This window comes from Wolbachia endosymbiont of Tuta absoluta (assembly GCF_059414725.1).
Map to the genome: position 1 here is coordinate 1 of NZ_JBNRJY010000168.1, position 13,056 is coordinate 13,056.

Annotated in this window: 11 protein-coding genes, 3 tRNA genes and 1 pseudogene; 6 read left to right on the forward strand and 9 right to left on the reverse strand. The window is 35.2% G+C overall.

Annotated features, from left to right (window positions below; all coding sequences use genetic code 11):
* The first annotated feature begins 57 nt into the window (after nucleotides 1-57).
* The gene (locus tag ACJ5GX_RS01765) at nucleotides 58-681 is read left to right on the forward strand and encodes an ankyrin repeat domain-containing protein (protein WP_495292636.1); all 624 of its coding nucleotides are present in this window, start codon (nucleotides 58-60) and stop codon (nucleotides 679-681) included.
* Between the two features lie 102 nt (nucleotides 682-783).
* Here ACJ5GX_RS01765 and tyrS read toward each other — a convergent pair whose 3' ends face one another.
* The 6 genes and pseudogenes from tyrS to ACJ5GX_RS01795 form a co-directional block, all read right to left on the reverse strand.
* Nucleotides 784-2,046, reverse strand: coding sequence for a tyrosine--tRNA ligase (gene tyrS, locus ACJ5GX_RS01770; protein ID WP_052264675.1), 1,263 nt, complete (start codon nucleotides 2,044-2,046; stop codon nucleotides 784-786).
* A 228-nt stretch (nucleotides 2,047-2,274) separates the two neighbouring features.
* A pseudogene (rsfS, locus tag ACJ5GX_RS01775) lies at nucleotides 2,275-2,475 on the reverse strand (ribosome silencing factor); the annotation flags it as partial.
* Entirely contained in the window at nucleotides 2,442-2,846 is a 405-nt protein-coding gene (locus ACJ5GX_RS01780) for a hypothetical protein (RefSeq protein WP_495292637.1), read from the reverse strand. The pseudogene rsfS and the gene ACJ5GX_RS01780, both read right to left, overlap by 34 nt.
* A 94-nt stretch (nucleotides 2,847-2,940) precedes the next feature.
* The gene (locus ACJ5GX_RS01785; RefSeq protein ID WP_007302388.1) at nucleotides 2,941-3,384 is read right to left on the reverse strand and encodes a hypothetical protein; all 444 of its coding nucleotides are present in this window, start codon (nucleotides 3,382-3,384) and stop codon (nucleotides 2,941-2,943) included.
* Nucleotides 3,385-3,430: 46 nt separating this feature from the next.
* Nucleotides 3,431-4,951, reverse strand: a complete 1,521-nt coding sequence (locus tag ACJ5GX_RS01790; RefSeq protein ID WP_230609279.1) for a magnesium transporter — start codon at nucleotides 4,949-4,951, stop codon at nucleotides 3,431-3,433.
* 200 nt (nucleotides 4,952-5,151) lie between these two features.
* Nucleotides 5,152-5,227 (reverse strand) — tRNA-Ala (locus ACJ5GX_RS01795).
* Between the two features lie 300 nt (nucleotides 5,228-5,527).
* Between ACJ5GX_RS01795 and ACJ5GX_RS01800 the strand changes: the two genes are divergently transcribed.
* Nucleotides 5,528-5,600, forward strand: a tRNA-Lys gene (locus ACJ5GX_RS01800).
* 17 nt (nucleotides 5,601-5,617) lie between these two features.
* Nucleotides 5,618-6,871 carry an NADH-quinone oxidoreductase subunit NuoF gene (gene nuoF / locus ACJ5GX_RS01805; protein ID WP_007302390.1) on the forward strand — a complete coding sequence of 418 codons (1,254 nt, stop codon included), beginning with the start codon at nucleotides 5,618-5,620 and terminating at the stop codon, nucleotides 6,869-6,871.
* Between the two features lie 22 nt (nucleotides 6,872-6,893).
* On the opposite strand, the gene infC is transcribed toward nuoF, so the two are convergent.
* From infC to nuoI, 3 genes are all read right to left on the reverse strand, one after another.
* Nucleotides 6,894-7,412, reverse strand: a complete 519-nt coding sequence (infC, locus tag ACJ5GX_RS01810) for a translation initiation factor IF-3 (RefSeq protein WP_007302391.1) — start codon at nucleotides 7,410-7,412, stop codon at nucleotides 6,894-6,896.
* Nucleotides 7,413-7,424: 12 nt separating this feature from the next.
* The gene (gene thrS, locus ACJ5GX_RS01815) at nucleotides 7,425-9,326 is read right to left on the reverse strand and encodes a threonine--tRNA ligase (RefSeq protein WP_007302392.1); all 1,902 of its coding nucleotides are present in this window, start codon (nucleotides 9,324-9,326) and stop codon (nucleotides 7,425-7,427) included.
* Between the two features lie 185 nt (nucleotides 9,327-9,511).
* A complete protein-coding gene (gene nuoI / locus ACJ5GX_RS01820; protein WP_012481971.1) occupies nucleotides 9,512-9,994 on the reverse strand; it encodes an NADH-quinone oxidoreductase subunit NuoI in 483 nt (160 codons plus the stop codon).
* Between the two features lie 197 nt (nucleotides 9,995-10,191).
* Between nuoI and mnmE the strand changes: the two genes are divergently transcribed.
* The 3 genes from mnmE to ACJ5GX_RS01835 all read left to right on the forward strand — a co-directional run bounded on the left by mnmE (nucleotide 10,192) and on the right by ACJ5GX_RS01835 (nucleotide 12,834).
* Complete coding sequence (gene mnmE, locus ACJ5GX_RS01825) at nucleotides 10,192-11,520, forward strand: tRNA uridine-5-carboxymethylaminomethyl(34) synthesis GTPase MnmE (protein ID WP_052264960.1); 1,329 nt, start codon at nucleotides 10,192-10,194, stop codon at nucleotides 11,518-11,520.
* Between the two features lie 47 nt (nucleotides 11,521-11,567).
* Nucleotides 11,568-11,655: transfer RNA gene (locus ACJ5GX_RS01830), tRNA-Ser, on the forward strand.
* Between the two features lie 168 nt (nucleotides 11,656-11,823).
* Nucleotides 11,824-12,834 (forward strand): NAD(P)/FAD-dependent oxidoreductase, encoded by a 1,011-nt coding sequence (locus ACJ5GX_RS01835; RefSeq protein WP_052264959.1) that lies wholly within the window; start codon nucleotides 11,824-11,826, stop codon nucleotides 12,832-12,834.
* The last annotated feature ends 222 nt before the right edge of the window (nucleotides 12,835-13,056 follow it).

Sequence of the window (13,056 nt, forward strand, 5' to 3'; positions counted from 1 at the left end):
ATTAAAAAAAAAAAAAATGAGATAAAAATTTATCCAATGTATTTTTAAGTGTGTTAAATGTGTGGTTTTTATATAAATTTTTTTTTTAAAGTGTTTCAAAAAGCGACTCTTTTGCACTTGGTGGCTTCCTTTAACCTAGAAAATATAGCGAAGGCTCTCATGGAAAAAAGGGCAAATGTTAATGAAAAAGATGTAAAAGGAGATACTCCTTTACATAATACTACTTATCTTGATAGTATAAACATAGCAAACGCTCTCATAGAAAAAGGTGCAGATGTTAATGCAATAAATATATGGAGAAGGACTCCTTTACACTATGCTGCTTTATTTCGCAGTATGGCCATAATAGATGCTCTTGTGGAAAGAGGTGTCAATGTTAATGCAGTAGATATGTGGGGAGAGACTCCTTTATACTATCTTAATTGTCCAGCAATTAAGAAAGGGTGGATTGCCGGTGGAGTAACTGCATTATTAGGTACTGCTATATCTATAGCACTTTTTACAGCCGGAGCAATTACAGCTGAGTTAATACCTATAGTTATAGCAGTAGTTGCAATTACAGCAACAGCATTAATAGTTGGCAATGCTATATATAAATTGTCAAAGCCTGACACTCAAGTTGATAAACCAATCTCAGCAAATCGACAGCAAGAAACTGCTAGCGATAGTAGGGTTGCCTAGCGATTCTGCCACAGTGTCAGCTGCTTTAATGATATCCATTTGTTCCTATAATTGTCTTTTCTTGGCTACCTTATTTTGCTATTCTGCTGAACAGAGACAAATTTACTTTCTTACTTCACTCACTAAAATTTTAATATGTCGTTTCTTTCCTGCAGATAATTTTATAAATGGCTGACCTTTAAAGCTTTCAGAGTTTATTGTATAGTTAACATCGTTTATAGTATTATCATTAACTTTGCATCCATTGCCTTGTATTAAACGCTTTGCCGCACCTTTTGAAGGTTCAAAACCGGTGTCATACAGCAGGTCTATCAAGGGTATACCATTTGCAATTTGTTCTTTTGTAATAGTGTAACCAGAAAGCAATGAACTGTCTTCATTTTCAAAAGCAGAGATTGCAGCAGATCGTGCAAGTTCGGCTTCTTTGCAACCGTGACATATTTTCGTCACTTCTGTTGCCAAAACCTTTTTTGCTTCGTTTGTTTCTTGATCCTTCAAGGACTCTAGTTTTTTAATTTCATCAGTTGGTAAATCAGTGAAAAGTCTCAAGAAACGACCAACATCTTGATCATCAACATTGCGAAAATATTGCCAGTAATCATAAGAATTTAGCATGCTGCCATCAAGCCATACTGCCCCACTTTCAGTTTTGCCCATCTTTTTTCCTTGTGCGTTTAATAAAAGAGGTGTGGTAAGACCAAACAGCTCAGGTAAATTTAACTTTTTGCTAAGTTCAATTCCGTTTACTATATTTCCCCATTGGTCTGACCCTCCAATCTGGAAACGACAGCCATACTTTTTATTCAACTCGACAAAATCATAGGCTTGTAACAACATGTAATTAAACTCGAGAAAGCTTAGATTTTGCTCCCTATCTAGCCTAATTTTCACACTATCAAAGCCTAACATGCGATTTACAGAAAAATGTGTCCCTATATCACGCAAAAAGTCTATATATTTTATGTTATCTAACCAATCTGCGTTGTTTACTATGATTGCACCAGTTTTTCCATAATCGAAAGATATCATCTTCTCGAGGGTTTTCTTTATACCAAGTATATTTTGATTGATATCTTCTATCGGCAAGACGCTTCTTGCTTTGTCTTTACCAGATGGGTCACCAATTTTTGTTGTGCCACCTCCAAGTAGAACTATTGGCTTATAACCGAATTTTTGTAGGTGACGGAGCATCATGATTTGAATGAGACTGCCAATATGCAAACTTGGTGCCGTACAATCAAACCCAATGTATGCAATTATATAATTATCTTGTGATAATAGCTGGTCTAACCTATCAATGTTTGTACATTGATATAGGTATCCTCTTTCTTGAATGAAGTTTAAAAACTCGGATTTATGTTTCATAATATGTTATTTTGTGTGTAAACGGTGTTGTTAACGATGGTGTCATTCATGTTCTGGACGATTGAATCCAGTTTATTTTGAAATTTCATCAAATATGTTTTAGAGTGTGGTCGTTTCTGTTTAAGTTTTCTAGATTCCAGCGTCAAGCACTGGAATGACACCACCAACTTCATAAGGGTTGCCTTCAAAATTACAACATTTGAAAGTGTATACCAGCTACCTGGATAATCAATTCCATAACTCTTCTATCTTATAATATTCTCTTACTTCTGGCCTGAATAGGTGAACCATTATACCTTGAAAATTCACAATCACCCAGTTACCTTCATCCATACCTTCTACATCTATTTTATCATATTGCTTGAGATTTTTCATCACGTGCTCAGCTAATGCTTTTACATGGCGGCTCGAATCACCGGATGCAATGATCGATCAAGTTCTTCTGCCCATGTTCTATAGTTTTGATTATTATCAATAAATCCATCCTGCTGAATTAACTTATTCAAATGAGATAAACCTTCGGCCAAGTGTTGGTTCATATCAATAAACTCTCCTCTAAGTTGTGCTATGTTCTCCATAATTGAGACACGCAAGCCCGAAACAAACTTCTCGTTTAAATCGCAGACTAACTTATCCATAACTTGATAGACGTAATGAATTGTTGCAATTTTATCTTCAATGTCCTCAAAGTTTGTGGGCTTAACTTCAACTTCTATATTGTCTATTTCTTTAAAGTTGAAATCGCTCATTTGGTTTATTGCTTCAAAGTTATTTTCGCTTTCTTGTTTACTATTATTCATGCTAACTCCTATAAAATTTTAAAATCAACTCAGCTACATTGAAATGGTATGTGAAAAGAGGTAACAGCCTGCTAGCAAGCTGCTACCTTTTTTATTAAAGCAATCCGTTCTCTTCGCCAGTAAATGCAGGAGCTCCTCCAATCTCTGGTATATCATCAAGTCTAGTCTGAAGATCTTTAAGTTTATCGTCTATCTCGCTTGTCTTTGCGCCTATGTTTTCTATAGTTAATGACAGTGGTGTTACTACGCCATTTGTAATCGCCTCACTTATATCGCCGTTATATTTATTAATACTTTTCATCAGACCATCATAAAAATTTTTAAGATTCTTAACGCTTATCGTGATTGCCGGTATAGCATTAATCTCTTCTTCTTTCATGACCTTGGTTATATCAATCCCATCCGGTTTGCTTTTAGTAGTAATCTTCTTTATTTCTGGTGTTACAAAATCTGGTTTATTAAACGCCGGCTTCTGAAGTTGTAATGTACTATTTAATTCAACTCCTTCACTAGAATATAATTTTGTACTTTTACTCATAATAGTTACCTCCTATAAAAAAACTACTTATCTTTATAAATCACTACTATACAAATAACAGTGAGTCATTATTAATGTCTACTATTGTGAAGTCTGGGGCCTGTCCAATTTCTGGCATATCATCCTTGATTTGCTTGAGCATCTCCTTGATTTCCTCGTTATGTTTATTCTGTTCTTCAAGTTTCTCTTTCAATGCATCAATAATAGCATTGGACTGATCTTTACTGCTAAGATCACCAATCACAGACATGACTTTCTCGTGAGGCAGTTTGTGAATGATGTCTTTAAGCTCTTCTGCATCTACGTTATCCAAAAGTTCTTTAAACTGCTCATTAGACATACTATGAGCAAAAGCTTGAAGTTTGTCTGGGTTGTCAGCTAAAGACTTAATGATAATCTGAATCTTATTAGAATCAGTTAAATCTCGAGCTACTATTGCAAGTTTATCGTGGTCTAGTTTATTAATTAAATTATGTAACCTATCTCCTTCTAACATTTTTACTAGAGTTGGAAGTCGATCTTTTAATGCTTGATGTAAAAGAGTGTTGAAAGCTTTCTCATCTGCATCTTTTATTAATTCTACAAACTGATCATTGCTCATTGTATTAATAACTTCCTGAAACTGATCCATTTTCAAGTGAGGGAAAATTTCTTTTACTTGATCTAGGTTAAAGTCTTTTACTAAGTTTGCAACCTGATCCTTATTTAATAAGGGGACTATTATTCCTAACTTTTTTGAATCCAATGTGTGAGTAAGGGCTTGTAATTGATGATTGGTTAGATGATCCACTAAAGCTAGGAATTGGTTGTCTGTTAAGTTCTCTGCTAAAGCCTGCAACTGGTTTGAATTTAGTTCAGGAATTATTTTTTGCAGCTGCCCATCTGTTAGATTTTGTGCAAGAACTTGCAGTTGCTCGTTACTAAGAGAATTGGCAAAAGTCTTTAATTGACTTTCCGTTAGTTTCTCAACAAAAATTTCGACAAATGCCTTTGATAGTATTATATTCTCTGATATTTTAGGTAATATATCTTTTGTTATTTCTATTACTTCTTTCTTGGCGTCCTGTGCAAGATATTGGAGGCTATCATTGTCAGGTGAGTCAATAATATTTCCTTGATCATCTGAGAAATAATATTTATTATCGCTAGTATCTGACTCTTCCAATGTTAAATAGTTGTATTCCAATATCTCAGATTTAACAACTGTTAGGAACTGATCTATGCAATCTTTGGTTAAAACACAAGGTAATTTCATTGATAGTTTTACTAATACATCATCATAATATACAAATGCATAACTACTTGTTCTGAAATCAACGTATTTATTTGCTATGACTTGATTTGTTAGAATATTTTTCTCTTCCCTTACGCAATCTGTAAAATCCGCTGAGAAGGTGCAGAATACTATGGGTAATTCTATCACTTCATCTCCTTTTTCCAGTGATATAAGCTTAACTTTTTTAACAGATTGTAAACGATCAAAGTCAGGCCAAGAGATGTAAGAAAAAGTGTTGTTTGATAACTTCTCTCCAGGCACCATTTTAAAAACATGTTTTTTTCCACTCATAGGTATTACCAAATCAATTTAATTATAGCTATTCTAACATTTATTGATTAATTTATTGTTAAGTTAGTATATATCAGAATTATAATAACACACATTACTTGCATAAAGAAAAGTTACAGAAAGAGGGATTTTTTAGGAAACTAGTATAAAACACTCCTAGATTAAAATAAGCTGACTTTATGATACGCTAGAACCTATATTGGTGGAGGCAAGCGGGATCGAACCGCTGACCTTCTGCGTGCAAAACAGATGCTCTACCAGCTGAGCTATGCCCCCAATTCTTGCTTAAAGCATAAATCACTCACGCTGAAATGCAAGAAATATTTATTTGTGAGGCTATTGCTAAATAGTGCACAAATTCTGCATTTATGTATAATTCTCTATCTTTTTAGAGTTGTACGTCAGCTTTACCAAAATGAATCTTTGAATTAACAAGAAGTTTTCCTTCAAAAATTTTTAATTAAATTATCACTAATGCAGTACATTATGTAATTTATTTAACCACACATGAAAATTTTAGTTTGATTAAAACGGATAAAAACTATATTACTGTTTAGTGTAGCTGAAAAATAAAATGATCCCGTAGCTCAGCCGGTAGAGCAACTGACTTTTAATCAGTGGGTCACGCGTTCGAATCGCGTCGGGATCACTTAGAATCTTAAAAGCATGCTAAAAGAACAGGATAAAATATTCATAAACTTAAATGGTAAAGAAACACCACTACTTGAAGGTGCAAAAAAACGTGGTAGTTGGCAAAAAACAAAGGAATTACTGGATTTAGGATCAGAAAAAATCATTGATGAAGTAAAGAAATCTGGCTTGAGAGGTCGAGGGGGTGCAGGATTTTCTACTGGCCTTAAGTGGAGCTTTATGCCTAAAAATCCTTTAAAAGCGTATTTAGTAGTCAATGCAGATGAGTCAGAACCTGGTACGTGTAAAGATAGAGATATATTACGATATGAGCCACATAAGTTACTTGAGGGAATTCTTCTAGCTGGCAGAGCGATCAGCGCATCAGTTGCATATATTTATATCAGGGGTGAATTTTATAATGAATATTTAGTTCTAAAAAAGGCACTTGAGGAAGCCTATAAAGAAAACTTAATTGGAAAAAATGCCTGCAAATCAGGTTATGATCTTGATGTGTTTATCCATAGGGGTGCAGGAGCTTACATATGTGGGGAAGAAACAGCTCAACTCGAATCCATTGAAGGAAAAAAGGGCTTTCCTCGCATGAAACCTCCATTTCCTGCAGGTGTTGGACTTTTTGGTTGTCCAACTACAATAAACAATGTTGAAACTATAGCCATGGTTCCAGATATTCTAAATCGCGGAGGAGAGTGGTTTGCATCTCTTGGTAAACCAAATAATACTGGCACTAAGGTCTTTTGCATTTCAGGGCATGTAAATAATCCATGTAATGTTGAAGAAGAGCTCGGAATTTCACTGCGTGAATTAATTGAAAAATACGCAGGTGGAGTGAGAGGAGGTTGGGATAATTTACTTGCTGTAATACCTGGTGGGTCTTCAGTCCCACTAATTCCAAAATCTATATGTGATACTATTGAAATGGATTTTGATTCATTAAGGGCTGCACAATCAGGGCTTGGTACTGCTGCTGTAATAGTGATGGATAAATCAACTGACATAATAGCTGCAATAGAAAGATTATCACATTTCTATATGCATGAGTCCTGCGGACAATGTACACCATGCCGTGAAGGCACTGGATGGATGTGGAGGATTATGAGAAGAATGGTAGCAGGAAATATTAAACCTGGTGAAGTAGATAAGCTACTTGACCTTACAACTCAAATAGAAGGGCATACAATTTGTGCACTTGGCGATGCTGCAGCTTGGCCAGTTCAAGGATTAATCAGACATTTTCGTCATATAATTGAAGAGAGGATAGTAACTTAACTTATACTTTTAAATGATTTTACTACTTAGCAGCTAAAGTTAAAGAATATTGATTTCCTTCCCTTTTAGGTGCTAATTCTACTTTTGCAATATCTTCAGCGTCTCTAATTAGCCGTTCTAATTTTTTCAGTCCAACTTCAGTGTTTACAAGCTCTCTCCCTCTAAATCTCATTGTGACTTTAATTCTATGTCCATGCACAAGAAAATCCCTTGCTTGACGCAATTTTGTTTCGTAGTCGTGATCACCAATATTAGGACCCAGTTTAATTTCTTTTATAGTTAATGTTTTTTGTTTCTTTTTTGCTTCACTTGCCTTCTTTTTTATATCATACTTTTGTTTGCTATAGTCCAGAATTTTACATACTGGAGGAGTTGAATCAGGTGCGATTTCTACCAAGTCTAAATTAACACTTTGTGCAACTTCCAAAGCTTTTTCTATTGGAACAATTCCGACCATTTCACCACTATGATCAACTAAGCGTACCTCCTTAGCTGTGATGAGTTCATTAATTCTGTTTTTATTGTTCTTTTTGACTTGCAAATTTTAGCTCCATTAATTCAAATTAATAATCTTTAACAGCAATTCAGTAGCATTCTCCAAAGAAAAAGACTCCTGTTTTTCCGATCCTAAATTTCTCACTGACACAGTTTTATTTGTAACTTCATTTTTGCCTATGATCCATAATATAGGTACCTTACTTGAACTATGCAAACGTATCTTATAGCTAATTTTTTCATTGGTCAAATCAGTTTTGATTCTCACACCTTGTTCTTTTAAAACGTTGCTGATTTCTGTAGCATAACCGTCAGACTCATTTGTAATGGTCAGAATAGCAAGCTGTGTTGGAGCAAGCCAAACTGGAAATTTTCCTGCATAATTTTCTATTAAAATTCCAATAAAACGCTCAAAAGTTCCAAGAATTGCCCTATGTAACATGACAGGGTGATGCTTGTGCCCGTCTGTTCCTATATAAAAAGCTCCAAGCCGCTCCGGTAAAATAAAATCAACTTGCAACGTTCCACATTGCCAATTTCTACCTATTGCATCTTTCAAAATAAACTCTAACTTTGGACCATAAAATGCACCTTCACCAGGATTAAGTTCATAACTAAGCCCTGCTTCTTTAACTGCTTCAAGCAGTGCTCTTTCAGCTCTATCCCACACTTCATCATTACCTGATCTAGTATCTGGACGGTCTGAAAATTTCACAGAAATTTCATTGAACCCAAGTTCTGAATATACTTCTTTTAAAAGGTCACAAAACTTTACAGTTTCAGAATTCACTTGTTTTTCCATACAAAAAATATGTGCATCGTCTTGCGTAAAACCACGCACTCGCATCAGTCCATGCAATGAGCCTGAGCTTTCATTTCTATGGCATGTGCCAAACTCTGCCATACGTATCGGTAAATCACGATAGCTTCTGATGTGAGAATTAAAAATCTGCACATGACAAGGGCAATTCATGGGTTTTATTGCTAGCTTTTTACTTTCAGATTCATCAATAATGAACATATTTTCACGAAACTTATCCCAATGTCCCGATTTTTCCCACAGCTCTTTGCTTACTAAAATAGGGGTTTTCACCTCAAAGTAGCCATTGTTCATTAACTTTTTTCTGATGTAAGACTCAAGAACATTATATAAAGTATATCCCTGTTCATGCCAAAAAATCTGCCCAACAGCTTCCTCTTGAATGTGAAATAAGTCCATATCCTTAGCAATTTTGCGGTGGTCGCGTTTTTCTGCTTCCTCCAGACGTTTAAGATAAGTATTTAATTCATCCTTATTTCTCCACGCGGTGCCATATATTCTTTGCAACATTGGGCCCTTAGAATCGCCACGCCAGTATGCACCTGCTACTTTCATAAGTTTAAACGCTTTAACTCTGCCAGTTGATGGTGAGTGCGGACCACGACATAGGTCTACAAAGTTGCCTTGTTTATAAACAGTTAGGTTTTCGTTTTCTGGTATTGATGAGACAATATCAACCTTGTATCTTTCACCTATATCACTAAAGAAATCAATTGCCTGCTTACGAGTCCAAACTTCTCGGACGAATCTGTGGTTACTTTTTATAATTTCCTTCATTTTTTTTTCTATTGCAGCAAGATCGTCCGTGGTAAAGGTACGATCTGTAGCAAAATCATAGTAGAAACCATCTTGAATTGTTGGCCCGATAGTAATCTGAGTATTAGGAAAGAGCTCTTTTACTGCCTGCGCCATTATATGAGCAGCATCATGCCTTATTATATCTAAACCCGCTTCGTCACTCAGTTGTATTACCTCTATCTCTGTATCAGATTCAATTTCACGTGAGAGATCATACAACTCACCATTTACCTTAAAGGCAATTGCTTCTCTCAAAGCATCCGGTTGTAATATATCAAAGCCAGTGACTCTACCACTGTATTCTTTTACTTTTTGTTCGGCTAAAAAGGTAACTTTTATCATTCATTAGACCTTTTATCATCCCAGTGCTTGACACTGGGATCCATGTTTCTTTCTTTTCTAGATTCCAGCGCCACGCGCTGGAATGACACCAAAAGGTGAGCTACTGATCTTTCAGTTAAATAACAGTTGTACAAGAGATCTATTACATACTTGCTGTAAGAAATTTTAATTGTTGACATACCTAGTTAATAATACGGCCTATTCTTTTTTAACCTGAGTGCAATTGCTTCTTCCCAAACTTCACCATTACGCAATAGCTTTTCTTTATTGTACATTAGCTCCTCTCTTGTTTCAGTAGCAAATTCAAAGTTAGGACCCTCCACAATTGCATCAACTGGACATGCTTCTTGGCAAAGTCCGCAATATATGCATTTTGTCATGTCAATATCATAGCGTGTGGTGCGGCGACTACCGTCTTCTCTTTCCTCTGCTTCAATAACTATTGCTTGAGCAGGGCAGATAACTTCGCATAACTTACAAGCTATGCATCGTTCTTCACCATTTGGATACCTACGCAGCGCATGCTCACCACGAAACCTTGGACTTAAAGGGCCCTTCTCCATAGGATACCTCAAAGTAACCTTTGGTTTGAACATATATTTTAATGTAATAACAAACCCTTTAATTAACTCTACAGAAGACCAATACCAAGCTAATTTCTTGAGCATAATATTTAAAACTTGTGTCAGTCATTATAAATCATATTATCAGTTTTCAAAATAAATATTTTCATCTGGATGACTTTTGTAGTTTTTCTATACAATATATTTACTAATACTGCATTAATATGAATAAGTAATATAAGCAAAAATTTTTTAGATTAGGTATTTCGATTTCTTAAATTGCTAAGTAGTTTATATAAATAATGACAAACACAAATGAAACTATTTTTGCTTTGTCGACCGTATTTGGTAAGTCAGGAGTTGCAGTAATCAGAATTTCAGGCAACTACACCCTTAAAGCTTTAAATCATTTTCATATTAAGAAAAAAATCAAACCAAGATTTGCTACTTTAGTTGATCTATATGATGATTCCAATCAATTGATAGATAATGGAATAATCATCTATTTCCCTGCTCCAAACAGTTTCACTGGCGAGGATGTTATAGAGTTACAAGTGCATGGAAGCAAGGCCGTCATAAAAATCATCTTGGAGAAATTATCAAAAATTTTCGTTATGGCCAGGCCTGGAGAATTCTCACTTAGGGCTTTTCTAAATGGTAAATTTGACTTAACGCAAATAGAAGGAATTGCAGACTTAATTGATGCTGAAACGAAAATGCAAGCTAAACAAGCGATTAAGCAGATATCAGGAGAATTGGAGAGACTATACAGCAATTGGAGGCAAAGATTAATAACGATACAATCCAAAATCGAAGCATATATAGACTTTCCAGAGGACATTTGGGCAGAAAAAAGTGAATTGGAAAAAATTAATAATGAAGTGCAATCTCTCGTGCAGTTGATACAAGAGCATTTAAATGATAATAGACGGGGCGAAAGGTTGCGTGAGGGTTTACATATTGTAATAACTGGTGAACCAAATGTCGGTAAATCAACTCTGTTTAATTTCTTAGCCAAGCGTGATATTGCTATTGTTTCTGAATATGCAGGCACAACAAGAGATATACTTGAAGCTCATATTGACATTGGCGGATACCCAATCATTCTCTCTGATACTGCTGGAATTCGTGAGAGTTCAGATCCAATAGAATCAGAAGGTATAAGTCGAGCGAAAAAAAGGTCTTTTGAAGCTGATTTAAGAATAGAACTATTTCCTTTTGAACAGCGTCATAATATCAATTGCAACGTTGTAAATAGCGATACTATTTATGTATTGAGCAAAGCTGACGATGTTATCAATAATCACAATATAAAAATTAATGGCATAGATCTTTTACCCATTTCTATTCTAAAGGAAATAGGTACAAACAAATTGATCTCTCTCATAAAAGAGAAGGCAAAGGAAAAATTTGGGCATGATAGAGACACTCCTGTGATTACTCGGCAAAGACATAGGAATCACATGCAGAAAGCACTGGAACATTTACAGCGTTTTAATATCGATAATCCAATTGAGTTGATGTCTGAAGACTTGAGGCTTGCTGCATTTGAATTTGGTGCAGTGATTGGAATTATTAATGTTGAGGAAATATTGGACAGTATATTTAGCAACTTTTGCGTGGGCAAGTAAAGCTTTTATAGATTGCTTAAAATCAAATATTGTGATAGAAAAGAAATGGACGGATGGCCGAGCGGTTTAAGGCACCAGTCTTGAAAACTGACGTACGTGATGAGCGTACCATGGGTTCGAATCCCATTCCGTCCGCACAGCATCTCACTATGATAGCTGATTTTTAGAGTTTATTTGGACTATGTGGTTCATAACGCTGGAAATCTTATCTAATCTAGCCACATCTTTTAAAAATACATCCCTTTGTAAATTGACCTTGTTAGCAAAGAAAGCTAATATCTATAAATAGATCACCATCTGAATATGGAAACCGATATCGTAATAATAGGTGCAGGGCCTGTTGCAATATTCACTGCTTTTCAAGCGGGAATGCTTGATATGAGATGTCATATAATAGATGTTTTGGATCAAGCAGGAGGACAATGCACAGCTCTTTACCCAGAAAAGCCAATATATGATATACCTGGTTATCCTGTAATTACTGCCCAAAAATTAATTGAGCGACTAATGGAGCAAGCTTCACCATTTGAGCCTGTTTACCATTTAAGTCAAAAAGTGGAAAAGATTTCAAATAACGAAGGTGAAAACTTTACTATCATAACGAACATAGGTACAGAGGTAAAATGCAAAGCCGTTATCATTGCTGCAGGTAATGGAATGTTTGAACCTAACCGTCCACCCTTAAGTGGTATATTAGAATATGAAAATAAGTCTGTATTTTATAGTGTAAATAAAATTTCTGATTTTCAGGACAAAACTATAGTCATTGCAGGGGGAGGTGATTCTGCGGCTGATTGGACTGTAGAACTTTCTAAGGTTGCGAAGAAAATTTATGTGATACATAGGAGAAAGGAATTTCGCTGCACTCCTGAAACTAGAAATAAATTAGAATCACTTGAAAATGATGGAAAGATAGAACTGGTAGTGCCATATCAATTACACGAACTAGCAGGAGTTAATGGGCAGTTGAGAGCAGTGATAGTAAAAAACATTGCCTCTAAGGAAGAAAAAGAAATACCCGCTAATTTTTTGCTGCCATTTTTTGGATTGTCAATGAATCTTGGTCCAATAAACAATTGGGGTATACAGTTAGAACATAGCCGCATAGTTGTTAATTCAGCTACGCTTAGAACTAGTAGAGATAGAATATATGCAATCGGAGATATAGCTACTTATCCAGGCAAACTAAAATTGATACTAAATGGTTTTGCTGAGAGCGCCATGGCTTGTTATGACATATACAAAGTAATTCACAATTCTCCAGTTAATTTTCAATATTCAACTTCAAAGGGAATTCATGGAAATAAAGAGTAAGGAGATCCATGAACCTACATGGAGTTATCTCAAGCATAAGGGAATACAAACGAAAAAGATTACTTTACAAATTTTCCCAACTCCCTTATCATATCAATAAGAGTATTTATCCTTGTTTTTAATCTCTGCAGATTTAACAACAAAATTCAGTAAAAAACTCAGGTATATATTGGCAGATTACATAAAATTATAGCGGCTGCATGTCTTTTTTATTTTTTCTAC

Excerpts from the sequence above, each read along its gene's own strand:
- ACJ5GX_RS01765 (WP_495292636.1), top strand. The coding sequence starts at position 58 with ATGTGTGGTTTTTATATAAATTTTTTTTTTAAAGTGTTTCAAAAAGCG.
- tyrS (WP_052264675.1), bottom strand. The coding sequence starts at position 2,046 with ATGAAACATAAATCCGAGTTTTTAAACTTCATTCAAGAAAGAGGATAC.
- ACJ5GX_RS01835 (WP_052264959.1), top strand. The coding sequence starts at position 11,824 with ATGGAAACCGATATCGTAATAATAGGTGCAGGGCCTGTTGCAATATTC.
- mnmE (WP_052264960.1), top strand. The coding sequence starts at position 10,192 with ATGACAAACACAAATGAAACTATTTTTGCTTTGTCGACCGTATTTGGT.
- thrS (WP_007302392.1), bottom strand. The coding sequence starts at position 9,326 with ATGATAAAAGTTACCTTTTTAGCCGAACAAAAAGTAAAAGAATACAGT.
- nuoI (WP_012481971.1), bottom strand. The coding sequence starts at position 9,994 with ATGCTCAAGAAATTAGCTTGGTATTGGTCTTCTGTAGAGTTAATTAAA.
- nuoF (WP_007302390.1), top strand. The coding sequence starts at position 5,618 with ATGCTAAAAGAACAGGATAAAATATTCATAAACTTAAATGGTAAAGAA.
- ACJ5GX_RS01790 (WP_230609279.1), bottom strand. The coding sequence starts at position 4,951 with ATGAGTGGAAAAAAACATGTTTTTAAAATGGTGCCTGGAGAGAAGTTA.
- ACJ5GX_RS01780 (WP_495292637.1), bottom strand. The coding sequence starts at position 2,846 with ATGAATAATAGTAAACAAGAAAGCGAAAATAACTTTGAAGCAATAAAC.
- ACJ5GX_RS01785 (WP_007302388.1), bottom strand. The coding sequence starts at position 3,384 with ATGAGTAAAAGTACAAAATTATATTCTAGTGAAGGAGTTGAATTAAAT.